The 24,830-nt window shown below is 69.6% G+C and carries 20 protein-coding genes and 1 pseudogene; 10 read left to right on the plus strand and 11 right to left on the minus strand.

What is annotated here, in order from left to right:
- Positions 1-34: 34 nt before the first annotated feature.
- The 4 genes from OIE40_RS02065 to OIE40_RS02080 form a co-directional block, all read right to left on the minus strand.
- On the minus strand, positions 35-1,330 hold the full coding sequence (locus OIE40_RS02065; protein WP_264699448.1) for a glycoside hydrolase family 32 protein: 1,296 nt from the start codon (positions 1,328-1,330) through the stop codon (positions 35-37).
- A complete protein-coding gene (locus OIE40_RS02070; RefSeq protein ID WP_264699449.1) occupies positions 1,327-1,521 on the minus strand; it encodes an alpha/beta hydrolase family protein in 195 nt (64 codons plus the stop codon). The genes OIE40_RS02065 and OIE40_RS02070 overlap by 4 nt, the downstream gene beginning before the upstream one ends.
- 139 nt (positions 1,522-1,660) lie before the next feature.
- On the minus strand, positions 1,661-2,503 hold the full coding sequence (locus OIE40_RS02075) for an N-acetylmuramoyl-L-alanine amidase (RefSeq protein WP_264699450.1): 843 nt from the start codon (positions 2,501-2,503) through the stop codon (positions 1,661-1,663).
- Between the two features lie 11 nt (positions 2,504-2,514).
- Entirely contained in the window at positions 2,515-3,741 is a 1,227-nt protein-coding gene (locus OIE40_RS02080; protein ID WP_264699452.1) for a CynX/NimT family MFS transporter, read from the minus strand.
- An 81-nt stretch (positions 3,742-3,822) separates the two neighbouring features.
- On the opposite strand from OIE40_RS02080, the gene OIE40_RS02085 reads away from it, so the two are divergent.
- From OIE40_RS02085 to OIE40_RS02095, 3 genes are all read left to right on the plus strand, one after another.
- The gene (locus tag OIE40_RS02085) at positions 3,823-4,704 is read left to right on the plus strand and encodes a VOC family protein (protein WP_264699453.1); all 882 of its coding nucleotides are present in this window, start codon (positions 3,823-3,825) and stop codon (positions 4,702-4,704) included.
- Positions 4,705-4,801: 97 nt separating this feature from the next.
- Positions 4,802-5,143: an ArsR/SmtB family transcription factor gene (locus OIE40_RS02090; protein ID WP_264699455.1), complete on the plus strand. Its 342-nt coding sequence runs from the start codon at positions 4,802-4,804 to the stop codon at positions 5,141-5,143.
- Positions 5,133-5,642 carry an SRPBCC family protein gene (locus tag OIE40_RS02095; protein WP_264699456.1) on the plus strand — a complete coding sequence of 170 codons (510 nt, stop codon included), beginning with the start codon at positions 5,133-5,135 and terminating at the stop codon, positions 5,640-5,642. Before OIE40_RS02090 ends, OIE40_RS02095 begins: the two co-directional genes overlap by 11 nt.
- 1 nt (position 5,643) lies before the next feature.
- Here OIE40_RS02095 and OIE40_RS16900 read toward each other — a convergent pair whose 3' ends face one another.
- The 5 genes and pseudogenes from OIE40_RS16900 to glnA all read right to left on the minus strand — a co-directional run bounded on the left by OIE40_RS16900 (position 5,644) and on the right by glnA (position 8,845).
- Positions 5,644-6,414: an aminoglycoside 3'-phosphotransferase gene (locus OIE40_RS16900; protein ID WP_319805190.1), complete on the minus strand. Its 771-nt coding sequence runs from the start codon at positions 6,412-6,414 to the stop codon at positions 5,644-5,646.
- On the minus strand, positions 6,411-6,800 hold the full coding sequence (locus tag OIE40_RS02105; protein WP_264699458.1) for an MmcQ/YjbR family DNA-binding protein: 390 nt from the start codon (positions 6,798-6,800) through the stop codon (positions 6,411-6,413). The genes OIE40_RS16900 and OIE40_RS02105 overlap by 4 nt, the downstream gene beginning before the upstream one ends.
- 91 nt (positions 6,801-6,891) lie before the next feature.
- Entirely contained in the window at positions 6,892-7,038 is a 147-nt protein-coding gene (locus OIE40_RS02110) for a DUF4383 domain-containing protein (RefSeq protein ID WP_264700662.1), read from the minus strand.
- A gap of 28 nt (positions 7,039-7,066) precedes the next feature.
- Positions 7,067-7,341, minus strand: a pseudogene (locus OIE40_RS16975) (DUF4383 domain-containing protein).
- Between the two features lie 73 nt (positions 7,342-7,414).
- Positions 7,415-8,845, minus strand: coding sequence for a type I glutamate--ammonia ligase (gene glnA, locus OIE40_RS02125; RefSeq protein WP_264699460.1), 1,431 nt, complete (start codon positions 8,843-8,845; stop codon positions 7,415-7,417).
- A 172-nt stretch (positions 8,846-9,017) separates the two neighbouring features.
- On the opposite strand from glnA, the gene OIE40_RS02130 reads away from it, so the two are divergent.
- The 6 genes from OIE40_RS02130 (at position 9,018) to OIE40_RS02155 (ending at position 18,561) form a co-directional block, all read left to right on the plus strand.
- Complete coding sequence (locus tag OIE40_RS02130) at positions 9,018-9,455, plus strand: RDD family protein (RefSeq protein ID WP_264699462.1); 438 nt, start codon at positions 9,018-9,020, stop codon at positions 9,453-9,455.
- Positions 9,456-9,682: 227 nt separating this feature from the next.
- Positions 9,683-11,488 carry an ABC transporter family substrate-binding protein gene (locus tag OIE40_RS02135; protein ID WP_264699464.1) on the plus strand — a complete coding sequence of 602 codons (1,806 nt, stop codon included), beginning with the start codon at positions 9,683-9,685 and terminating at the stop codon, positions 11,486-11,488.
- A gap of 167 nt (positions 11,489-11,655) precedes the next feature.
- Positions 11,656-13,182: an ABC transporter permease gene (locus OIE40_RS02140; protein WP_264699466.1), complete on the plus strand. Its 1,527-nt coding sequence runs from the start codon at positions 11,656-11,658 to the stop codon at positions 13,180-13,182.
- A complete protein-coding gene (locus OIE40_RS02145) occupies positions 13,179-14,378 on the plus strand; it encodes an ABC transporter permease (protein ID WP_264699468.1) in 1,200 nt (399 codons plus the stop codon). The genes OIE40_RS02140 and OIE40_RS02145 overlap by 4 nt, the downstream gene beginning before the upstream one ends.
- On the plus strand, positions 14,375-16,213 hold the full coding sequence (locus OIE40_RS02150; protein ID WP_264699470.1) for an ABC transporter ATP-binding protein: 1,839 nt from the start codon (positions 14,375-14,377) through the stop codon (positions 16,211-16,213). The genes OIE40_RS02145 and OIE40_RS02150 overlap by 4 nt, the downstream gene beginning before the upstream one ends.
- A gap of 113 nt (positions 16,214-16,326) precedes the next feature.
- Entirely contained in the window at positions 16,327-18,561 is a 2,235-nt protein-coding gene (locus tag OIE40_RS02155) for a 6-phosphofructokinase (protein WP_264699472.1), read from the plus strand.
- Between the two features lie 206 nt (positions 18,562-18,767).
- On the opposite strand, the gene treZ is transcribed toward OIE40_RS02155, so the two are convergent.
- Together treZ and treY are read right to left on the minus strand one after the other, a co-directional pair.
- Positions 18,768-20,549, minus strand: coding sequence for a malto-oligosyltrehalose trehalohydrolase (gene treZ, locus OIE40_RS02160; protein WP_264699475.1), 1,782 nt, complete (start codon positions 20,547-20,549; stop codon positions 18,768-18,770).
- The gene (gene treY, locus OIE40_RS02165) at positions 20,549-22,924 is read right to left on the minus strand and encodes a malto-oligosyltrehalose synthase (RefSeq protein ID WP_264699477.1); all 2,376 of its coding nucleotides are present in this window, start codon (positions 22,922-22,924) and stop codon (positions 20,549-20,551) included. Before treY ends, treZ begins: the two co-directional genes overlap by 1 nt.
- Before the next feature lie 100 nt (positions 22,925-23,024).
- Here treY and OIE40_RS02170 point away from each other — a divergent pair, with 100 nt between their 5' ends.
- Complete coding sequence (locus OIE40_RS02170) at positions 23,025-24,803, plus strand: ABC-F family ATP-binding cassette domain-containing protein (RefSeq protein ID WP_264699479.1); 1,779 nt, start codon at positions 23,025-23,027, stop codon at positions 24,801-24,803.
- Positions 24,804-24,830 lie beyond the last annotated feature (27 nt).

A 24,830-nucleotide genomic window follows, 5' to 3' on the forward strand; every position in this document is an offset into this window, starting at 1 on the left:
TGCGCTGGCGAACCTCCCGTGACCCGCGGAACGGTCAGAAGAAGACGAGGTCGCTGATCGTCACCAGCCCGGCTGCGGCGAACACCTCGATCGAGCAGGTGTCGATGAGAACCTCGACCGTGACGCTGCTGGGCCGTTCGGGGATCTCGGCCCACTGCCGCGTGCCGAAGCCCTCGTGGAAGTCGCCCCTGCCCACCCCGCGGCGGTCGAGGCTGAGCACTCCGTTGTGGTACTCCAGCGCGACGCCGTGCAGGGGGACGTGGTCGCCATCGGCCAGGGTGTGGTGCAGCAGGGCGGAGGCGGGCAGTTCGCGCACCGGCCGCTGCCGCAGCAGATACCTGTCGGCCAGCCGGACCAGTCCCAGCTCCCTCGGAACGGTCATCATGCTGCGGCCGCCGGTCAGCGGGATGTGGTGGGCGTAGTCCCAGTTGTTCATCCAGCCCAGCACGATGCGGCGTTGGTCGGGGACGTCGGCGAAGCTGGTGACCGCGTAGCAGTCCCGACCGAAATCGAACCAGTCGTAGGCGCGCAGCAGCGGGTCGTCCAGGCCGAGCGAGCGGTCGGTGGAGACGCCGACGACGGCGTCCGGGGTGAAGGTGACACCGTCGAAGTCGCCGACGAAATACTGGCAGCCGCTGCCACCGGCGACCGCGCCCGGGTTCAGGTTGACCAGCAGCACCCACTTGGAGCCCTCGTCGTTGTCGACCGGCAGTTCGAACAGGTCGGGGCACTCCCAGGCCCCGGCTGCGGCGTGGGCCGGCCCGAAGCTGGAGCGGTACCGCCAGTGCACCAGGTCGGGGGAGGTGTGAATGAGCACCTGCTGGTCCTCCGCCTCGACCGCGACCATCACCCACTCGTCGCCGTGCCGGAACACCTTGGGGTCGCGGAAGTTGGCCGACCCCCGGTCGAGCACCGGGTTGCCGGGGTACGGCGTCCAGTGGCTGCCGCCGTCCAGGCTGTAGGCGAGCCACTGGGCCTCGGTGCCCTGGCGTGCAGAGCCGGGCAGGTAGTGCGCGGTGTAGATGGCCACCAGGGGCGGCCAGTCGGTGCTGCCCAGGCCCGAGGAGTTGGTGGCGTCGAAGACGCAGCTGCCGGAGTAGACCTGTTCGGTGGCGGTGTGCCACAACGCGACGGGGTGCTCCGTCCAGTGCAGCAGGTCGGGTGAGGTGGCGTGGCCCCACGACATGTTGCCCCACACCGTCTCGGAGGGGTTGCACTGGTAGAACGCGTGCCAGGTGCCGGCGTAGTGGATCAGCCCATTGGGGTCGTTCATCCAGCTGCTGCGGGGGGCATAGTGCCAGCGGGGGCGGGAATGCTGCCGGTCGCTCATGACGGACAGTTTCCCGTGGTGGCTGTGCCGGCGAGTCGGGCGGCGGTCCACGCCACCAGGTCGTCGGACAGCTGCGAGCCCACCTCGAGGACGCTCATGTGCGTGCCGCCCGGGTAGCCGATGGTCTCGACGTTCACACCCGCGGCGCACAACCGCACCACGTAGTCGCGGGTGGACGCGTAGGGGATCACTTCGTCCGTCTCGCCCTGACCGATGAAGACCGGGGCGTCGAAGGGCCCGGTGGTGACGTTTTCGCGAAGCCGGACGCCGCCCGGGACTCGGCCACCGGCACGCTCATTCGGGCACCTTTTCACGTCCGGCGGGCGGGTGTCAGGCCAGCGCCCCGGTCAGGCCGGCCACGATCGCACGGGCCACCTTCGCCCGGAAGGACGCCGAACGTTGGAGCGCCAGGTCGGCCTCGTCGCGCATGTTGCCCAGCTCGAGCATCACCCCGGGGACGCGAACGAGATTGAGCCCGGCGATGTCGCTGCGAGAGTGGATCGCGGTGCCGCCGCCGATGTAGGTGGAGCGTGGCAGGCCGGTGTCGTCGAGTTCGGTCCGCAGGGCGCGGGCCAGCGCCACCGACGCGCGCTCGACGGCCGCGCCGCCGACCATCGTCGACGAGACGATGATGTGGTAGCCGCGGGCGCCGGGTGCGGTGTTGCCGTCGGCGTGCAGCGACACCAGCGCGTCGGCGCGGGCGCGGTTGGTGATGGCGGCCCGGACGTTGACGCACGGGCCGCTGCCGGTGTCGTTGGGCCTGGTCAGCACGACGGTGGCGCCCTGTGCGCGCAGCTGTCGCACCAGAACGGTGGCCAGTTGCCAGGCGAACGCGTGCTCGGCGTAGTCGCCGCCGGCGGTGCCCGAGGTGTTGCACGCCTTGGTGAAGCCGTTGCCCGCCGGCACCTGCCGGTTGAGCGCCGTCGTCCACAGGCCGTTGTGGCCAGGGTCGACCACGATCCGGCGTCCGGCCAGGGGTTTCACCAGGGTCCTCGCCGTGATCGCCGGGGTGGGCGCAGGCGTCCAGGACGGACTCGCGGTGGGCGTGCGCGTGGGCGTGGCACTGGTGGTGGCGGCCGCCGTCGACAACCCGGCGGTCGGCCCGGGCACGGGCGCCGCCGTGCAGCCGGCCAGCAGGACGGCGCCCAGGGCGAGCGTGACGAAGCAGCGCACAGGTGAGCCCTTCAGTCCGCGGCGGCCCGGCTGGTGGCGCCGGCCAACTCGTCCTCGATCGGGCCGGAACGGCAGGCGATGATGCCGCTCACGATCAGGGGCGCCAGCAACCCGATCAGCACCAGCACCGGGACGGTCCACCCGTCGGTCAGGTCGTGCAACAACCCGATCGCGAACGGCCCGGTCGCACTGATCAGGTAGCCGACCGACTGGGTGAAGCCCGACAGCGCGGCGGTGCCGGCCGCCGTGGTGGCGCGCAGCCCGATCAGGGTCAGGATCAGTGGGAAGGTGCATGTGCCGATGCCGACGAGCACGGCCCACAGCCAGCCGACCCGGGCGGGGGCGACGAGCAGGCCGACGTAGCCCACGAGGTAACAGCCGGTCAGCGCGACGAGCAGCGGAACCTGCGCGCCGCTGCGCGTGCTGAGGGTGGGGATGACGAAGGACAGCGGAATGCCGATGCCGGTGATGACGCCGAGCAGCAGGCCGGCGTCCGTGGCCGAGTAGCCGGCGTCGGAGAACAGCGAGGCGAACCAGCCGAACACCACGTACGCCTGCAACGACTGCATGCCGAAGAACACCGCCATCGCCCACGCCAGCCGGGTTCGGGCCAACTGACCGAACCGGAACGAGGCTCCGGACGCGGGGGCGGCGTCCGGCCGGTCGTGGGCGGTCAGCGCCAACCAGGGCCCGATCGCCAGCAACGCGAACACGGCCCAGGCGGCGATGCCGAACCGCCAGCTTCCGGTGGCCTGGGCGATCGGCACGGTGAACGCGCTCGCGGCGGTGAGGCTGGTTGCCATGGCCGTGGTGTAGACGGCGGTCAGCAGGCCGATCTGCTGCGGGAAGTGGCGCTTGACCAGCGACGGCATCAGGACGTTCACCGTCGCCATGCCGGCCAGCGCGAAAAGCGACAGCAGCAGGAACAGCCACGGCTCGCCGACCAGGCTGCGGCCGACCATGCCCGCCAGGGCGATCACCAGGGCCAGCACGGTGAGCCGGTGCGGTCCGACCCGCTGGGCGACACGCGGGGTGAGCGCCCCGAACAGGGCGAACGACAGCACCGGCAACGAGGTGAGCAGCCCGGCCTCGACCCCGGTCAGCCGCAGGTCGGCGACGATGTCGGCGAGGACGGGTCCGATCGAGACGGCGGCGGGGCGCATGTTGGACGCCAGCAGCACGATGCCGACCACCACCAGTGCACCTCCGCGGGAGCCGTCGGGGTCGGGGGAGGTCACCGGCGCAGTCTAGGCGGCGCCCGGCGGTGCGGAACAAGCCGCCCGCGGATATTGTTGATAGGTCAGCGAAATGGAGGAATCGTGACCGAACTGTTGCCGGAACAGACCCGGATGGGGCGAGTGAGCCTCGATGTCGGCGACCTGGATGCGCTGACAGCCTTTTACCGCGACGTGCTGCTGCTGGACGTCGTGGCCGAACGGCCCGCCGAGGTCGACCTGGGCCGAGGCGCCGAGACGTTGGTCACCCTGCGTCACCGGCCGGACCTGCCGAAGGGCGAAAGGCGTAGTGCGGGCCTGTTCCACACAGCGATCCTGCATCCCGACCAGGCGTCGTTGGCGACCACTCTGGCGTCCGTCGCGATCAACAGCCCGCAGTTGTACACCGGCGCGGGCGACCATCTGGTGTCCCAGGCGTTCTACCTGGACGATCCCGAGGGCAACGGCGTCGAGTTGTACTGGGACCGGCCGCGCTCGCAGTGGCGCTGGCAGGACGGCCGGGTGGTGATGGACACTCTGCACCTGGACCCGAACGCCTTCATCGGCGAGCATCTCACCGATGCCGCGCGCAACCATCTCTCCACGGCGGCGGGCGACCGCGGTGCGTTGGCCGGGCTGGCCGGGACGGTCGGCCACGTGCACCTGAAGGTGGGGGACGCCGATCTGGCCAAGCGGTTCTACGTCGACCTGCTCGGGTTCGAGGTGACCGCACAGTGGCACGGAGCGGTGTTCGTGTCGGCCGGTGGCTACCACCACCACATGGCCATGAACACTTGGAGCAGCGAGGGCGTGGGGCTGCGCGCTCCCGCCCTGGGACTTGGCCGGGTCGACATCGCATTGCCCACGCAGGCAGAGGTGGCCCGTGCCGCCGAGCGACTCAAGGGCTTCGGCGCCCAGCTGAGGCAGACCGCGGCCGGTGTCGAGTTGGACGACCCCTGGGGCAACCTGGTCCGGCTGTCTGCCTGACCCGTCGACGCGCAGCCGGGGACCGGTTCGTCGCCGCTGCCCGAGGAGTGGCGCGACAGCCTAATGCGTAAGTGATAACTTACGCATTGTGCAGTCCGTGACCCGCGATCCCTGGCAGGCCCTGGCCGACCCCACCCGACGGGCCGTCCTTGCCCGGGTCGCGCGGGGTCCGTGCTCGGTCACCGAGATCGCCGGCGAACTGCCGGTCAGCCGTCCGGCGGTGTCCCAGCACCTCAAGGTGCTCCTCGACGCACGGCTGATCGACGTCCGCCGGCAGGGACGCCTGCAGGTCTACCGGCCGCGGGCCGAGGGACTGGACGTTCTGCGCCGCGAACTGGACACGTTCTGGCGATCGGCGCTGCTCACCTTCAAGGACCTGGCCGAAGCCACCTACGACGCATCATCGCCCGCCAACGAAGAGATCTCCGATGACCAGTGAAGCCACCGCAGGCCCGACCGAACTGCGCTTCAGCATCGATGTCGCCTGCCCCGCCCAGCACGCCTTTCAGGTGTTCACCCAGCGCTTCGATGCCATCAAGCCGCGCGACCACAACCTGATGGCCAACCCGATCGTCGAGACCGTGCTCGACCCGTTCGTCGGCGGCACCATCCGCGACATCGCCGAGGACGGGACGGTGTGCGTGTGGGCCCGCATCCTCGTCTTCGAACCGCCGCAGCGGCTGGCGTTCAGCTGGGACATCGGGCCGACCTGGGAGGTCGAGACCGATCCCGCGCACACCAGCGAGGTGACCGTCACCTTCGAGCCGACCGGCACCGACAGCAGCCGGGTGGTGCTCGAGCACACCCACCTCGAGCGCCATCTGGGCCCGTTGGAGGGCTTCCGCGGCCTTTCCGGCGGGCGCGGTTGGCCGCTCTACCTGGACCGTTTCCGCGCTCTGGTCTCGGGTCTGGGGGACGACGCCACTCCGGGTCGGTGAGCTAGCCGGTGCCCACCGCGCCGGTGCGGCCGAGGTTGTCGCCGACCCCGTCCCACAGGGCGCTGTAGTAGACGCGCTTGGCCGGGTCGTCGGGGACGCCGTACGCGGCCAGGAACGTCGGCTCCCAGCCGGGGCCGTAGTTCCAGCCCAGGCTCATCAGCGCCGGCGCCAGGTCGGCCCAGCGGTCGGCGACGCCGAGCCCGCCGAGGTCGACATAACCGGTCACCCGGCCGTCGTCGTCGAGCAGGAAGTTCGGGTTGCAGGCGTCGCCGTGACAGACCACGACGTCCAACGGCGGCACGCGGGCGAGAAAGACCGGGTCGAGCCCGAATCGGTCCACCCGCTCACGAACCGACCAGCTGAACGGGCAGTCGACGACCGGCACCGCGTCGTGGAAGCGGCGCAACCCGCGGCCGAGGGCGGGGATCGCGATCTCGGGTCGGGCCAGCCACGCCGGGTCCACCGCCGACCGGCCCGGCAGGCCGGTGGTGAGCACCCAGTGCAGCTCGCCGTGGACGCCGTGGCGCAGCACCCGCGGGGCCGGCACGAACCCACCCACCCAGTCGAGCCGGACGCGTTCGGCGTCCGGCTGCCAGTCGAGGCCGGGTCGCTGCGCCTTCAGGAAGCGGATTCCGTCGCCGAACCGGAAGGTGAGACCGCCGTCCTCGTTGCGCCACACCGGCCGCACCGGGCCATCCCCGGCCAGCTCACGGACCCAGTCGGGGACGGCCACGCCGTCCAGCCGGGTCTGGCCCGCCAGCGGGGAGCTCACGGCAGTAGCTTCACCAGTCGAGCCGGGGCGGTGTTGCGGTAGGACTCCTCGACCAACTCGGCCACCTCGTCCCAATCGACCTCTGCGGCCCGGAAGTCGAGTCCGATCCAGCCGTACGGCCCGTAGTAGGCGGGTACGAAGAACCGCTCGTCGGCCAGCGCTTGCTCGCGCCGCAGCAGGGTGGGGAGCACCAGCACCGACTGTGACCAGCGGTCGTCGTCGTGGGCTCCCTTGACGACACCGCCGAAGATCGCGAACACCTTCAGGGTGTAGAAGTTCGGATGCCCGTGCGACTCCTTCTCGGCGGCTTCCGGCAGGGCGAGGCAGATCGAGCGGAGCCTCGCCAGGAACGCGTCACCCGGCTCGTAGCGTCGTGGATGGGTCACCGCTGCTCCCTTCGCGTTCGCGAGCGTGCGGCACCAGCCTGCCACGGCTGCCGGACGATTCGGCGGCCAGGAGTAGCGCCGCCCGGGCGGCTCAGCCGACCCGGAAGGCCCTGCGGCCGAACACCACGCCGAGGCCCGTCATCCCGACGGCCAGCAGCAGGTGCAGCCAGTTGTCGGCGCTGTTGAGCGGGACGAAGTTGGCGGCGCTGTCGTGAGGCACCACCAGGCCGTAGACCACAGCACAAAATAGATCGCGCCGCCGACGATCAGGAACGCGCGGCTGCCGGCCGCGGACCGGCGAGCGCGATCCCGGCGACGCCGAACAGCAGATGGACGACGTTGTGCAGCACCGAGACCTGGAACAGGCCGACCAGCATCGCCTCGGAGTGGGGCCGGCCATCATCAGGTCGCCGGAGTTGGTGGTGATCGCGGGCACGAAGCCGAGAATGCCCACCAGCAGGAACACGGCGCCCACGATGGCGCCGGCGAGTTGCACGGGCGTGAAGGTGAGGCGGTTCCTGGTGGTAGCGGAGGCGGTCATGGTGGTCCTCTCGGACACAACCGCGGCCCCCGGTTTCCCGGGGGCCGCTGCGTCGACAGGTGCCACGCAGTCGTCACATGTCGAAATACATCTCGAACTCGTGCGGGTGCGGACGCAGCCGCAGCGCGTCGATGTCGGCCCGCTTCATCTCGATCCAGGTCTCGATCAGGTCCGGGGTGAACACGTCGCCGGCGAGCAGGAAGTCGTGGTCGGCCTCCAGCTTGTCCAGCACCTCGCTCAGGGTGCCGGGCACCTGGTTGATGCTGGCGTGCTCCTCGGGCGGCAGCTCGTACAGGTCCTTGTCGACCGGTGCGGGCGGCTCGATCTTGTTCTGGATGCCGTCGATGCCGGCCAGCAGACAGGCGGCGAACGCCAGGTACGGGTTGGCCGACGGGTCGGGGCAACGGAACTCGATGCGCTTGGCCTTCGGGTTCGAGCCGGTGATCGGGATGCGGATGCAGGCCGACCGGTTACGGGCCGAGTAGACCAGGTTGACCGGGGCCTCGAAGCCGGGCACCAGACGGTGGTAGCTGTTCGCGGTCGGGTTGGTGAACGCGAGCAGCGACGGGGCGTGGTGCAGCAGCCCGCCGATGTAGTACCGCGCCATGTCGGAGAGCTGACCGTAGCCGTTCTCGTCGTAGAACAGCGGGGTGCCCTCGTTCCAGATCGACTGGTGCATGTGCATGCCCGAGCCGTTGTCGCCGAAGATCGGCTTCGGCATGAAGGTGACGGTCTTGCCGGCCTCCCAGGCGGTGTTCTTGATGATGTACTTGAACTTCATCACCTCGTCGGCCGCGGCCAGCATGGTGTTGAAGCGGTAGTTGATCTCGGCCTGCCCGGCGGTGCCCACCTCGTGGTGCGCCCGCTCGACCTCGAGCCCGACGTTGGTCAGGTTGCGGACCATGTCGTCGCGCAGGTCGGCGAAGTGGTCGACCGGGGGAACCGGGAAGTAGCCGCCCTTGTACTTGACCTTGTAGCCACGGTTCGGACGCCCGTCGCCGTCGTTCTCGACGCCGCTGTTCCAGGCGCCGGCCTCGGAGTCGATGTAGTAGTAGCCGGCGTTCTGACGGGTGTCGAAGCGCACCGAGTCGAAGATGTAGAACTCGGCCTCGGGTGCGAAGAAGGCGGTGTCGCCGATACCGGTCGACTTCAGGTAGGCCTCAGCCTTGCGAGCGATGTTGCGCGGGTCGCGGCTGTAGGGCTCCTTGGTCAGCGGGTCGTGCACGAAGAAGCTGATCGCCAGCGTCTTCGACTTGCGGAACGGGTCGACGAACGCCGTGGTCGGATCGGGCAGCAGGGCCATGTCCGACTCGTGGATCTTCTGGAACCCTCGGATGGACGAGCCGTCGAAGGCGAGGCCGTCCTCGAAGACCTCCGGGCCGAACGAGGCTGCCGGAACGGTGAAGTGCTGCATGACGCCGGGAAGATCGCAGAACCGGATGTCGATGGTCTCGACGCCTTCGTCCTTCACATAGGCCAACAGGTCGTCAGCGCTTTGGAACATCTTTCCTCCGAGTGGATAAGGGGATCGGAACGACGCCACCCTAGGGAGGCCTGATTTCCACCCGGTTGCACGTCTGTTTCAGCGGTGTTACGCACCCTGTGTCACCCTGTGAAGTCCCTAGCAGGCGGAGGTATGCCCGCTCCGGGAAGGGTGCTCGATAGGGTGGGCGGCGATGGCTGATACGACGACCGACGCCGCCGAGGAGTCCTATCCCGGCGAGAGCCTCGGGTTGCCCGAGACCGGACGCGGTGCGCTGGCGAGCTGGCGTGCCCGATTCGCGGCGCTGCTCATCGACTGGGCGGCCTCGATGGCGCTGGCGGTGGTGCTGTTCGGGGTCGGCGTGCTGCGTGAGCCCGGCTGGCGGGCCTGGATGATCCTGGCGGTGTTCTTCGTCGAGTCGGCGCTCCTCACGGCCCTGGCCGGCGGCAGCTTCGGCCAGATCCTGGCCAGGATCGGGGTGGCCCGGCTGGATCGGCAGCCGATCGGCGTGCTGCGGGCGATCGCGCGTCAGGCCATGATCTGCCTCGTGCTGCCGACCATCGTGATCGGCGCGGAACGGCGCGCACTCAACGATCTCGTGCTGGGAACGGTCGTCATCTACCGGCGCTGACCGGCTCGAATACCACATCGTCGCGCGTCCTGTGGGGTTTTCGGCGTCCCGCAGCTGCGCGGCGTCGCCTCGATTGCGCTTCCGTAACGATCCGGCCACGCCTTCGGCCTGAGATTGCGACCCCCGATCCCACCGATTAGCTTGGTCGGAGCTCACCCATCGGACGAGGTCTGCGTAGCGGCATCCACAAGAGCCGGCAAGCCCGCCGATCGATCAATGGAGGAACATTGGGCACCAAGAAATGGCTAGCCGGCGCAGCTGTCGTGGTCTCCGGCGCGCTCGCGCTGTCCGCCTGCACGCCGACTCCGGCCGCGACCCAGTCGGGCGCCCCGCAGGCGTCCGTGGCCACTGTGGCCTGGAACCAGGCGTTCTACTCGGCCAACAGCGCCACGACGTTCGGCAACGCCACGGCGAACAACAACATCCTGTACATGGCGAACGACTCGTTCAACTACTACGACAAGGATCTCAAGCTGGTGCAGAACACCAGCTTCGGTGCCTACGAGAAGACGTCGGACGACCCGCTCACGGTCAAGCAGACGATCGCCGACACCGCGATGTGGAGCGACGGCGTGCCCGTCTCGCCGGCCGACCTGATCCTGTCCTACGCGGCGCAGAGCGGCCTGTGGAACACCTACACCGCCGAGTCCGACGACGAGGGCAACGTCGATGAGAACAAGGGCAGCAAGGTCTTCTTCAACTCCAGTTCGATCGGCTACGCGCTGATCAAGAAGTTCCCCACCGTCGAGGGCAACACGGTCACCTACGAGTACTCCAAGCCGTACGTCGACTGGGAAGTCAACCTCATGAACCCGGGCGTTCCGGCGCACGTCGTCGGCAAGCGCGCGCTGGGCATCGACGACCCGACCGAGGCCGCCAACGCGGTGCTGAAGGCCTTCCAGGACAAGGACAACGCCTCGCTGACGAAGATCTCCAACGTCTGGAACCTCGACTTCAACTTCAAGAACATGCCGGCCGACAAGGAACTCGTCCTCGGCACCGGTCCGTACACCATCACGGACCTGAAGGAGGAGCAGTACGTCACGCTCACCAAGAACCCGAACTACAAGGGTGAGCACGTGCCGAGCATCGACACCATCACCGTCCGGATCATCCCCGATCCCCAGGCGTCGGTGCAGGCGCTGCAGAACGGCGAGGTGCTCGCCACCCAGCCGCAGGCCACCGCCGACATCCTGCAGCAGATGCAGGCCCTGCAGGGCGTGACCGTGCTGAACGGTGTGGGTGCGACCTTCGAGCACGTCGACATGGCGCAGAACAACAAGGGCCCGTTCGATCCCGCCAGCTACGGCGGCGACGCGGACAAGGCGCTCAAGGTGCGGCAGGCCTTCCTGCACACCGTTCCGCGGCAGCAGATCATCGACAACATCATCAAGCCGCTGAACCCGGACGCGGCCATCCGCAACTCGCTGACCGTCGTTCCCGGTGCGCCCGACTATGACGCGGTCGTCGCGGCCAACGGCATGGAGTCCACCTACGGCGCCGGGCCGGACATCGACACGGCCAAGAAGCTGCTCTCCGAAGCCGGTGTCAGCAGCCCGAAGGTCCGGTTCCTCTACGCCAGCAACAACACCCGGCGGCAGCAGGAGTTCCAGCTGATCAAGGAGTCCGCCGAGAAGGCCGGCTTCGTGATCGAGGACGTCGGCAACGAGAACTGGGGCGCCATGCTGAGTGACACCAGCAAGTACGACGCGTCTTTGTTCGGTTGGCAGTCCACCAACACCGGCGTCACGAACTCCGATGCCAACTTCCGCACCAAGGCCACCAACAACTTCTACGGCTACAGCTCGAAGACCGTTGACGGCATCCTGGATCAGCTGGCGGTCGAGCTCGACACCGCCAAGCAGACCCAGCTCGTGGGCGACCTCGAGAAGCAGCTCGTGGACGATGCGTTCAGCCTGAGCATCTTCCAGTTCCCGGAGCCGACCGCGGTCAGCAACCGGCTGCAGAACCTGAGCTCGATTCAGCTCGCGCCCACCATGTTCTGGAACTTCTGGGAGTGGAAGCTGTCCTGATCCTGAGGCATAGCCTCCGGGTCGGAGACTGAAACACCCGACGATGGGGCGCCAGGGACACCTCTGGCGCCCCATCACTGTCTCAACTACGGCTTCATTAGGGGTTGTAAAGCCGCGGGGTCTGACTCCTAGACTGACGCAACCGTTCATACATGCAAAGGCACACGATGCTCCGCTTCATAGCACGCCGATTGGCGATCGCAGTTGGCCTGTTGCTCGTCCTCTCGGTCCTGATGTACTGGTTGCTCGACATCGCCATGGATCCGCTGGACGACCTGCGTACCTCGCCCGCGCTCAACCGCGATCAGCTGATCGAGCTGCGGGTCCTGCAACTCAATCTGGACCAGCCCTGGTACGTGCGGTACTGGCACTGGCTGACCAACTGTTTCCAGGGCAACTTCGGAACCGCCTGGCGCACGGGGCAGAGCGTCAACAGCCTGCTCGGTGGCGCCGCCCTCACCTCGATCCAACTGGTCTTCGCCGCTACCGTGATCGCGCTGTTGCTGGGCGTCACCATCGGCCTGCTCAGCGCACTGCGGCAGTACACCACCTTTGATTACGCGATCACTTTCGTCAGCTTCGTGCTGTACGCGCTGCCGATCTTCTGGGTGGCCGTGCTGCTCAAGCAGTACCTCGCCATCGGCGTCAACGACTACCTGAACAACCCGGTGATGAACTGGCCGGTGGTGCTCGGCATCTCGGTGATCGCGGGCCTGTTCTGGGCCGGGGCGCTCGGTACTGACCTGAAACGGCAGCTGATCGTCTTCGGTGGAGCGTTCGCCATCACCCTGGGCACGCTGTGTTACATCCTGCTCAGCGGCTGGATCCTGCGCCCGCAGATCGGCATCGTCGGCATCGCGATCATCGGCGCCGCTGCCGCCTACGCCGTGACGCTGATCTTCTCCGGCATCAACAACAAGCGGGCCCTGTACTCGGCGCTGACCACCGCGGTGGTCGGCGTCGGAACCTATGTGGGCGTGCAGTGGCTGTTCTACTACGTGCCGATGAATGAGCTGTGGCTGATCGGGCTGCTGCTGGTGGCCATCGCCATCGCGCTGCTGATCGGCTGGCTGTGGGGCGGACCCGACCGGGCGGTATCGATGCGTGGCGCGGCCGTGGTCGCCGTGATCATGTCGGTCTTCGTCTACGTCGACCGGGTGCTGCAGGGTTGGCAGACGTACATGAACATGAGCGCCATCAACCGGCGTCCGATCGCGACGATCGGCTCCCAGACGCCCAACCTCGGCGGCGACTTCTGGATCGCCCAGCTCGACAAGTGGACCCACCTGCTGCTGCCGACGATCGCCCTGGTGCTGATCTCGTTCGCCGGCTACACCCGCTACCAGCGCGGCTCGATGCTCGAGGTGATGAATCAGGACTACATCCGCACCGCACGGGCCAAGGGCCTGTCCGAGCGGATCGTCATCGTCCGGCACGCGCTGCGCAACGCGCTGCTGCCGCTGGCGTCCATCGTGCCGGTCGACTTCATCACCATGATCGGCGGCGCCGTGATCACCGAGACGATCTTCAACTGGGCCGGCATGGGGCGCATGTTCGTCACCTCGCTGGCCCAGAGCGAGCCTGATCCGGTGATGATCTACATCATCATCACCGGCGGCCTGGCGATGATCGCCAACCTCGTGGCCGACTTCCTGTACGGCATTCTCGACCCAAGGATCAGGGTGAACGCATGAGCACGGACGACAAGCCGGAACGCACGCCGGCCGAGGAACCCGAGTTCGGCAGTCAGCTCGGCGGCCAGCCCGACGACGCCATCGACGTCGATCCACTCGCCACCCCGCCCGGGGAGGCGGCCGACGAGGCGGCCTTCGGCCGCGGCGAGGGGGTCGGCGACAGCAAGGAGGTCGAGGGCCTGTCCCAGGGCCAGATCGTCTGGAGCCGGTTCATCCGGCACAAGGGCGCGATGGGGGGCATGATCGTCCTCGGCCTGGTCGCCTTGCTCTCGCTGACCTCGATGGGCGCCTTCGGCATTCCCGGCTGGTGGCGGATCCAGAACTTCAATTCCAGCGGCAACGTGATCAACGGCGCCGCACCCACGTTGAAGCTGTGGCCATTCACCCTCGGCGAGCACCCGTTCGGTCAGGACGACATCGGCCGCGACAACTTCGCCCTGGTGATGAAGGGCATTCAGACCTCGCTGTTGGTGATGGTCGTGCTGGGCATCATCGCGCTGCTGATCGGCGTTGCCGTCGGGGCCCTGTCCGGCTACTACCGCGGCAAGATCGACACCGCGCTGATGCGGTTCACCGACCTCGTCATCACCCTTCCGGTGATCGTGATGGGGGCGGTGCTCGGCAAGCTGATCAACACGCTGCCCGACAAGATGGGCTGGTCCTACGACGTCACCCAGGCCATCCGCGACAACCTGCCGCTGCTGTTGGCGATCATGCTGGGCCTGGTGCTGTGGACCGGCCTGGCCAGGCTGGTGCGCAGTGAGTTCCTCACCCTGCGCGAGCGCGAGTTCGTGGACGCCGCCCGTGTCGCGGGCGCCAGCGACTGGCGGATCATCAGCAAGCACATCCTGCCCAACGCCGTCGGCGTGATCATCGTCAACACCACGCTGATGATGGCGGCCGCGGTGACCCTCGAGGCGGCGCTGAGCTTCCTCGGCTTCGGCGTGAAGGCGCCGAACGTGTCGCTGGGCATGTTGATCTCGCAGTACCAGGGCGCGTTCGCCACCCGGCCGTGGCTGTTCTGGTGGCCCGGCCTGTTCATCATCCTGATCGCGCTGAGCATCAACTTCATCGGCGACGGACTGCGGGACGCCTTCGACCCGCGGACCAAGCGCATCCCGTCCCAGCGGCAGATGAACAAGGCGATGGCCCAGATCCTCAACGACAACACCGAGAAGGCGGGGGCTGCGAAGTGACCAGCGAAGCCACGAACAACGGCAAGCCCGACAAGGCCAAGAGCAACGAGGGCGGCAGCCCGGATCTGACCACCGCCGTGCGGCTGTCCAAGACCCTCGGGGGCGAGGTCAACCGGGGGGACGTGATCCTGAAGGTGCGCGACCTGAGCGTCAACTTCTGGGTCAACAACGGCTGGTTCACCGCGGCCGACAAGCTCAGCTACGACCTGAAAGCCGGCGAGGTGCTGGCGATCGTGGGCGAGTCCGGCTCGGGCAAGACCCAGTCGGCGATGAGCCTGATCGGCCTGCTGCCCAAGAACGGCCGCGCCTCGGGCTCGGCCAAGCTCAAGGACACCGAACTGATCGGCATGTCGATCAACCAGTTGCAGCACATCCGCGGCAACGAGATCTCGGTGATCTTCCAGGAGCCGATGACGGCGCTCAACCCGGTCTACACGGTCGGCTTCCAGATCGTCGAGACCCTGCGCACCCACTTCGTGATGGCGCCGTCGCAGGCGAAGAAGCGGGCGATCGAGCTGATGACCCTGGTCGAGATCCCCGACCCGATCGACAGCTTCGACAAGTTCCCGCACCAGCTCTCGGGTGGCCAGCGGCAGCGCATCATGATCGCCCAGGCGCTGGCCTGTGACCCGAAGCTGCTGATCGCCGACGAGCCGACCACCGCGCTCGACGTCACCGTGCAGGGCGAGATCCTCAAGCTGATGCGCGAGCTGCGCGAGCGGGTCACGGCGGCGATCATCCTGATCACCCACGACATGGGTGTGGTGGCCGACATGGCCGACCGCATCGTGGTGATGAAGGACGGCCAGGTCGTCGAGCACGGCACCTCGGACGAGATCTTCAACCGGCCCGAGCACCCCTACACCCGGCAGTTGCTCGACTCGGTGCCGCACCTGGGGTCGGTCACCGCCGAGGAGGAGTTGCCGGCGGCGCGGCTGACCCTGGTCTCCGAGGGTGAGCAGGCCGGCGTCCCGCTGGAGGCGGGCGACCCGTCCGTCACCCCGGCGATGCTGATGGAGGACGTCGCCATCGAGTACCCCAAGCAGGGACGCCGGCCGGCGTTCCGCGCCGCGCACCACATCAACCTACGGGTCGACCCGGGCGACGTGGTCGGCCTGGTCGGTGAGTCGGGTTCGGGCAAGACCACGATCGGGCGGGCCGCGGTGGCACTGCTGCCGGTCGCGGAAGGCAAGCTGACCATCAACGGCCGCGACGTCACCAGCGCCAAGCCGTCCGAGCTCAAGCCCTTCCGCAAGGAGGTCGGCATCGTGTTCCAGGATCCCGGGTCGTCGCTCAACCCGCGGCTCCCGGTCGGCGAGTCGATCGGCGAGCCGATCCTGCTGCACCTGGGCTTGGGCGGTTCGGAGCTGTCCAAGCGGGTCGAGAACCTGCTCGAGAGCGTCCAGTTGCCGCGCGCCATGCGCAACCGGTACCCGCACGAGCTCTCCGGCGGCCAGCGGCAGCGGATCGGCATCGCCCGGGCCCTGGCGCTGCAGCCCAAGCTGCTGATCGCCGACGAGCCCACCTCGGCGCTGGACGTCTCGGTGCAGGCCCGGGTGCTGAAGCTGTTCCAGGACCTGCAGGCCGAGTACGGCTTCGCCTGCGTGTTCATCAGCCACGACCTGGCGGTGGTCGAGATGCTCAGCCAACGGATCGCGGTCATGCGGCACGGCTACCTGGTCGAGGTGGGCCCGACGAAGGAGATCGTCTCCGATCCGCAGCACCCGTACACCCAGCGGCTGCTGTCGGCGGTCCCGGTGCCCGACCCGGCAGAGCAGAAACGCCGCCGCGAACTGCGCGACGCCATCATCGAGGAGCAGCACATCGTCTCCTGACCCACGGTGGGGGCGGCGATCCCGCTTCGCCGGGACGACGTGATGAACCCGCGGTGTTTCGCGGCGGCGTCCGAGGGTCGCCGCCCCCGCGTCCGTGCTGCAAGGATGAACCCATGGTCGATCAGCTCGGTGCGGGCAAGAGGGTGGGCATTCTCACCAGCGGAGGCGACGCCCAGGGGATGAACGCGGCGGTGCGGGCGGTGGCCCGCACCGCGCTCGGCATGGGCGCCGAAACGTACGCGATCTACGAGGGCTACCAGGGCATGGTCGACGGCGGCCCGGGCATCCGAAGGCTTGGCTGGGACGACGTGGGCAACGTCCTGCACCGGGGCGGCACCCTGATCGGCACGTTCCGCAGCCGCGATTTCCGCGAACGCGACGGACGCCGCAGGGCGGCAGCCAATCTGGTGGCGGTCGGGATCGACCGGTTGGTGGTGATCGGTGGCGACGGCAGCCTGACCGGGCTCGACGTCTTCCGCGCCGAATGGCCCGACCTGCTGGACGAACTGGTCGCGTCCGGCGAACTGGACGCCGCGACGGCGGCCGAGCATCCGGCGCTGATGATCGCCGGCCTGGTCGGTTCGATCGACAACGACCTGGTCGGCACCGACATGACGATCGGCGCCGACTCGGCCCTGCACCGGATCGTCGCCGCCATCGACGACCTGGCCAGCACCGCCGCAAGCCATCAGCGCAGCTTCGTGGTCGAGGTGATGGGCAGGCACTGCGGCTACCTGGCCCTGATGGCGGCGGTGGCCGGCGGTTGCGACTACGTGCTGCTGCCGGAGCGTCCGCCGGAGCCCGGTTGGGAGGAGCGGATGTGTGCCGAGCTGGCCCGCGGTCGGGCAGCCGGGCGCCGCGACTCGATCGTGCTGGTCGCCGAGGGGGCCGTCGACCCGGACGGAAACCGGATCACCTCCGAGCGGGTCCGGCAGATCATCGAGGGGCAGCTCGGTGAGGACACCCGGGTCACCATCCTCGGCCACGTGCAGCGCGGCGGCGCACCCAGCGCGTTCGACCGCTGGTGCTCGACCTGGCTCGGCTACGAGGCGGCCCGCGCCGTGCTGGCCGCCGATCCGGGCTCACCCGGCCAGGTGTTCGGCTTCCGCGGCAATCGAGTGGCAGCCATCGACCTGGTCGAGGCGGTGGCGCGGACCCGCGAGGTGGCGGGGCTGATCTCCGCCGGCGACTACCCGGCGGCGATGGCCCGGCGCGGCGACTCGTTCGTCACCATGGCGGGCCTGTTCACCGAACTGTCCGAGCCGTCCCGGCTGGCGGCCGAGCCGGGGGGACGCCGGATCGGCGTCATCCACGCCGGCGGCCTCGCGCCGGGGATGAACACCGCCGCGCGGGCGGCGGTGCGGTTGGGGATCAGCCGCGGGTACACCATGCTCGGCATCCATGACGGCTTCCCGGGCCTGCGCGACGGCCGGGTCACCGAGCTGACCTGGGGCGATGTGGAGGCCTGGACGGCCGACGGCGGCGCCAACCTCGGGCTGCGCCGCTCCGTCCCCACCGTCGAGGAGCTGTACGCGATCAGCCGCTCGCTGGAGAGGCACGAACTCGACGCGCTGCTGGTGATCGGCGGCTGGAACGCCTACCGCTCGGCGCACCTGCTGCATGCCGAGCGGGACCGGTATCCGGCTTTCCGCATCCCGATCATGTGCGTGCCGGCCTCGATCGACAACAACCTGCCCGGCACCGAACTCGCCATCGGCGCGGACACCGCACTGAATGTGATCGCCGAGGCGATCGACCGGATCAAGCAGTCCGCGGCAGCGACCCGGCGCTGCTTCGTGGTCGAGACCATGGGCCGCTGGTGCGGGTATCTCGCGCTGATGGGCGGCCTCGCCGGGGGAGCGGAGCGCATCTACCTGCACGAGGAGGGCGTCTCCCTCGACCGGCTGAACGACGACGTGCAATGGCTGCACCGCTCGTTCGCGGCCGGACGGACACTGTTCCTGGCCGTCCGCAACGAGCGAGCCAACGAGAACTACACCACCGACGTGATCGCCTCGATCCTCGAGGAGGAGGGCCGCGGGCTGTACGACGTCCGGCGTGCGGTGATCGGCCACCAGCAGCAGGGCGGCACGCCCAGCCCCTTCGACAGGCTGCTCGCCACCCGCCTGGTCGGCCACGGCCTGGACCGGATCGCCGAACAGCTCGACGCCGGCAGTGACGGCAGCTACCTGGTGGGCCTGACCGAGTCGCGGGTCACCGACGTGCCGCTGGCGGCGATGATGGACCTGATGGACGCCGAGTTCCGGCGTCCGAAGCAGCAGTGGTGGCTGCGGCTGCGCGAGGTGACCCGGGCTGTCGCCGAGCAGCCCGAGGCCGTGCTGAGCTGATCCGAAATCCCGGACCGGGGCCCGGGATGACGGGTGTTCGTCATCCGGCGGACGCCGGGTGTCCCGGCAGACCGGGTGGACCGAGGGTGGGCCGTTCTCATCAACGCCGCCTACTCGCACCTACGGTGACTGTTTTCGTGTTGCAACACGAGAACAGTCACGGTTGCCGAAAGCAGTGGGCGTTGATGAGAACGCCCACCCCCGGCTCAGTCGGTGATCCGGGGCAGCTCTCCGGTGATCTCGGGCAGCGGGGCACGCAGCAGGCCGACACTGTGCGGGCCCAGCTCGACCGTCGACCCGGTCAGCCCCACCTGCCCGTAGCCGACCAACAGTTCCGAGCCGTCCGGGACGGTCAACCGGCCCGGCTCGGCGCCCAGGTTGGCCAGCACCTCGAGCAGCCCGCGGCGGACCAGCAGCAGGTCACCCTCACGGGCCACCGCGCCCTCGCCGAGCTCGGCGTCACGGATGGGGCCGATCAGTTTGCGCAGCCGCAGCAGCGTCCGGTACCAGTCGAAGAGTTCGCGCCGCCCCGGATCGTCGAGGTCTGCCCAGTTCAGCGTCGAGGTTTCGACCGTGCCCGGATCCTGCGGGTCGGGCACGTTGCCCGACCAGCCGTGCTCGGCGAACTCGGCCTGGCGTCCCTCGCGGATCGACTCGGCGAGCCACTCCTCGGAATGGTCGGTGAAGTACTGCCACGGGGTGGAGGCGTCGAACTCCTCACCCATGAACAGCATCGGCGTGTACGGCGAGGTGAGCAGCAGCGCGGCGCCGATCGCGGCCCGGCCGCGGCCGGCCAGCTGACCCACCCGCTCACCGGTCGCCCGGTTGCCGATCTGGTCGTGGGTCTGCAGCGAGGCGACGAACCGCCAGCCGGGGGTGACGTGCGGCTCGACCGGACGCCCGTGCCGGCGCTCGCGGAACGTCGAGAACGTGCCGTCGTGGAAGAAGGGGCTGTGCGTCAACGTCTTGGGCAGCGCCTGCGGGTCCGCGAAGTCGGCGTAGTAGCCCTGGGTCTCGCCGGTCAGCAGCACGTGCAGCATGTGGTGGACGTCGTCCGCCCACTGCCCGTCGAGGCCCTGCCCGCCGGCCCCGCCTACCCCACGCGGGGCCACCGTCCGGGGGTCGTTGCGGTCGGACTCGGCGACCAGCACCCGGGGTATGCCGGTGGCCTCGCCGATGTCCTCGGCCAGCTTCGCCAACTCTTCGAGCAGGTGGGTCGCGGACTCGTCATGCAGGGCGTGCACGGCGTCCAGCCGCAGCCCGTCGAGGTGGTAGTCGAGGAACCACTGCCGCACGTTGTCGGTGAAGTAGGCGCGCACCTCGTCGCTGCCCGGCCCGTCGAGGTTGACCGCCACGCCCCACGGCGTCTGGTGCCGGTCGGTGAAGTACGGGCCGAACTGGGGAAGGTAGTTGCCGACCGGGCCGAGGTGGTTGTAGACCACGTCGAGCCAGACGGCCAGCCCGCGGGCGTGGGCGGCGTCCACGAACCGGTTCAGACCGTCGGGTCCGCCGTAGGGCTCGTGCACCGAGAACAGCGAGACGCCGTCGTAGCCCCACCCGTTGCGGCCGGGGAAGGAGGCCACCGGCATCAGCTCGACGACATCGACGCCGAGCTCGACGAGATGGTCCAGGCGTTCGATGGCCCCGTCGAAGGTCCGGGCCTCGGTGAACGTGCCGACATGGAGTTCGTAGATCACCGAACCCCGTAGTGAGCGGCCCTTCCAATCGCCATCGGTCCAGACGAACCGGGCCGGGTCGACCAGGGCGCTGGCGGCGTGGACGCCGTCGGGCAGCCGGCGGCCGCGCGGATCCGGCCTGGGGTCGCCGCCGTCCAGGCTGAACGCGTAGCGCCCGTCGCCCGGCTCGACGTCGAGCGCCCACCAGCCGTTGCCGTCGGGCGACATCGGCTCGATCCGACTCGCATCGGCGCCGAGGTGCACGTCGACGCGTTCGGCCTCCGGGGCCCAGACCGAGTAGCGATGCAGCATCAGGCTCCCTTCGCGAGCAACGCGACCGGCAGAGTGTCGAACAACGTGCCGGTGCTGCCCGAGTGCGCGGTGGCGGTGAGCAGATCCTGCCAGTCGCCCGGCGGCAGGGCGACAGCGTCCGGACGGGACGCGTGCGCCAACCTGCGGACCACCACCAGCAGCTGCTCGCCGCGGCGGAAGGCGAGCAGCTCCGGGCCGAGGTCGACGGGTGCGTAGCCGGTGGCGAAGGCGTCCGGCCTGGCCCTCCGTACCCGCAGCACGCGCGACGTGACGAGCAGGATCTCGTCGGCCAGGTCGCGCGGTTCGGCCCCGGCGTCCAGGGCGGCGAGCCGTTCGGCACTCGCGGCGACGTCGACGTCGGAGCGGTTGTCCGGGTCGACCAGGGTGAGGTTGAGCAGCTCGGCGCCCTGATAGGTGTCGGGGACGCCGGGCAGGGTCAGCTGCACCAGCTTCTGGGCCAGGGTGACGGTGCGGATCGGCTCGGCGGCGGCCTCGACGGCCTCGGCGATGGCGGTGGCCAGCTCCGAGCCGGCGAGCGCCTCAGCCCCCAATGCCTGAACGCGTTGCTCGTAGTCGTCGTCGGGTTGCAGCCAACTGGTGCGCTGCTTACCCTCGCGCAGCGCCTTGGTCAGGTAGGCCTGCAGGCGTTCGGTGGTCAACGGGGTGGCGCCGGCGACGGTCTGCCAGACCAGGTGGCCGGTGGCGGCGTCCACCCCGTGCCGCGCGGACGCCTCACGGCCCAGAGCGGACAGCCGGCGCCACGCAGTCTCGTCGCCGGCCAGCGCCAGCAGCCTCGCCCGGACGTCCTCGCTGCGTTTGGTGTCATGGGTCGAGAGCGTGGTCAGGCCCAGCGGCCAGTGCGCGGCCTGGTGCGTCGCCCACGCGTGCAGCTCGGCCACGCCGGGATGCTCACCGGTGGCCGGGTCGGCGCCCACCTCGTTCAGCGCCACCAGCCGGTGCCAGCGGTAGAAGGTGGTGTCCTCTATGCCCTTGGCCATCACCGGTCCGGTGGTTTGCTGGAAGCGCACGCACAGGTCGGACGCCGCCGCCGCGTCGCCGGTGGCGGTCTCGGGCCGTTCCAGCACCCTGGCCAGCGCGGTCGCGGTCTCGGCCAGGTCGGGCCGGGTGGCAACCGCCCGGCGTAGCGCGGCCCGCAGCGGTTCGACCAGGTCGGCGTCCGGCTCGACCCCGGGGGTGACGTAGGCACGGTACACGTGGAGTTGCACGAGCAGTTCGGCCAGGGCGGCCCGCAGCAGGGTGGCGTCCAGGTCGGGCAGCGCGGACACGGCGGCCCGGTGCAGCCGGTTCAGCTCGGGTTGCAGCAGCTGGGCCAGCACCTGGCGCTTGGACGCCTCGGTGACGACCTCGAGCGACGGTTCGCCGCCGGTCGCCGCCCACGCCTCGCTCACGGCCGGGACCGTGCCCGGGTCGACCAGGGCGGTGCCGAGCACGGCCGCGGCGTCGTAGCCGGTGGTGCCGTGGCACGCCCAGGCGGGCAGCCGCTCGTCGCCCTCGAGGATCTTCTCCACCCAGATCGGGGTGCCCGGCCGGCAGCCGGCCGCGAGCCTGGCCAGGTAGCCCTCGGGGTCGGCGAGGCCGTCTGGATGGTCGACCCGGAACGCGTCGATCACCCCCGCGTGGTGCAGGTCGAGCAGCAGGGCGTGGGTGGCGTCGAACACGTCCGGCTCCTCGACCCGGACGGCGACCAGCTGGTCCACCTCGAAGAAGCGCCGGTAGTTGAGCACCTGCGCGGCCTCGGTGTGCGACGCCAGCAGCCAGTGCTGGGCGGCCAGCAGCTCGGCCAGGTCGTCGGTGTCCGGACCGTCCGGCCGCAACGGCAGCACGTGGTCGTAGTAGCGCAGCACCGGCTGCCCGGACGCCGGGCCTTCGTCGGGGCGTCCGACCTCCACGGTGAGGCTGCCGGCGGCCAACTCGTCGGCCAGCGAGCCGCCCAGCAGCGGCAGCCCGAAGCGGCCGTCCAGGTGGTCCCAGTCGACGTCGAACCAGTGCGCATGGGCGGCGTTTCGGCCGTGGGTGAGCACGTCCCACAGCGGGGCGTTGCGCCACTGGGGATCGACCAGCGCCATGTGGTTGGGCACGATGTCGACGGCGATGCCCAGACCGGCCCGGTGCGCCCGCTCGGCGAGTCGCTCGAGCGCCTCACGACCACCCAGTTCGGGGTTGATCGCGGTGTGGTCGAGCACGTCGTAGCCGTGCAACGAGCCCGGCACGGCGGTCAGGATCGGGGCCAGGTACAGGTGGCTGACGCCGAGGTCGGCGAGGTACGGCACGGCGGCCGCGGCGTCGTCGAGGGTGAAGCCGCGATGCAGCTGCAGTCGGTAGGTGGCGGTGAACGGGGTGGCTGTGGCAGTCACCCGGGTCATTCTGGCAAGGATCCGAGCCGCCTGGCCACCGGTACCGCCCACGGTCACCCTTGGGGAGGGGGCGCAGCCGCCGGAGCCCTAGGCTGGGCGGGTGGCTTTCCTGCTCGGCGCCGAGGATGTGCACCTCGAATACCCGACCCGGGTCGTGCTCGACTCGATCACGCTCGGGGTGAACGAGGGCGACCGGATCGGCGTGGTCGGGCGCAACGGTGACGGCAAGTCCACCCTGCTGCGGTTGCTCGCCGGTGACCTCGAACCCGACGCCGGCCGGATCACCCGGCGCGGCGGCGTCCGGGTCGGCATGCTGAACCAGGCCGACACCCTGCCCGCCGGCGCCACGGTGCGCTCGGCGGTCGTGGGCGCGGCGGCCGAGCACGTCTGGGCGTCCGACCCGAGGATCAGGGACGTGCTGGCCGGGCTGGTCGGCGACCTGGAGTTCGACGCGGTCGTCGACACGCTCAGCGGCGGGCAGCGGCGCCGGGTCGCCCTGGCCGCGCTGCTGGCGGGCGACTGGGACGTGCTGGCCCTCGACGAGCCGACCAACCACCTCGACGTGGAGGGCATCAACTGGCTGGCCGGTCACCTGAAGGGGCGTTGGGCCGGCAACGCGGGCGGCCTGCTGCTGGTCACCCACGACCGGTGGTTCCTCGACGAGGTGGCGACCGCCACCTGGGAGGTGCACGACCGGATCGTCGAGCCGTTCGAGGGCGGCTACGCCGCCTACGTGCTGCAGCGGGTCGAGCGCGACCGCCAGGCCGCCGCCGTCGAAGCCAAGCGGCAGAACCTGATGCGCAAGGAGCTGGCCTGGCTGCGCCGGGGGGCCCCGGCCCGCACCGCCAAGCCCAAGTTCCGCATCGACGCCGCCAACGTGCTGATCGAGGACGTGCCGCCGCCCCGGGACCGGCTCGAACTCAACCGGCTGGCCACCGCCCGGCTGGGAAAGGACGTGGTCGATCTGCTCGACGCGGGCGTCACGTTCGGCGAGCACGAGGTGCTGCGCGACGTCGAGTGGCGGATCGCGCCCGGCGAGCGGACCGCGATCCTGGGCGCCAACGGCGCCGGCAAGTCGACGCTGCTCGGGCTCGTCGCCGGCACCGTGCAACCCACTGCGGGCCGGGTCAAGCGGGGCAGGACGGTCAAGCTCGGCGTCCTCGACCAACAGTTCCAACAGCTCGCGGCGATCGCCGGCGACCGCGTCCGCGAGGTGCTGGCCCGCACCCGGACCAGTTATGTGGTCGAGGGTCGTGAGCTGACCCCGGCGCAGCTGCTGGAGCGGCTCGGCTTCGCCCGCGAGCACCTGTCGGCGCGGGTGGGCGAGCTGTCCGGCGGACAGAAGCGCCGCCTGCAGTTGCTGCTGGTGCTGCTCGACGAGCCCAACGTGCTGATCCTCGACGAGCCGTCGAACGACGTCGACACCGACATGTTGACCGCGCTGGAGGATCTGCTCGACTCGTGGCCGGGCACGCTGCTGGTGGTGTCGCACGACCGCTACCTGATCGAGCGGGTCACCGATCAGCAGTACGCCATCCTGGACGGACGCCTGCGGCACCTGCCCGGTGGGGTGGACGAGTACCTGCGGCTGCGGGCCGACGCCGGATCGGCCCGACGCGCCAGCGCCGCCCCCACGCCGGCGGCGACCGCCGAACTCTCCGGTGCCGAGTTGCGGGCCGCGCAGAAGGAACTGGCGTCGGTGGAGCGGCGAATCGCGCGACTGAGCGACGAGATCGTCCGGGCCGAACACGCCCTGGCCGATCACGATCACTCCGACTACGTGGGCCTGTCGGAGGCCATGGCACGGATCGGTGATCGGCGCAGCCGATTGGCCGACCTCGAGGAGCGTTGGCTGGAGCTGTCCGAGTTTGTCGACTGAGCCCGTGCCGACGGCCTTCGCGTCGCC

It is taken from the genome of Micropruina sonneratiae (assembly GCF_025972045.1).
Classification (GTDB): Bacteria; Actinomycetota; Actinomycetes; order Propionibacteriales; family Propionibacteriaceae; genus Micropruina; species Micropruina sonneratiae.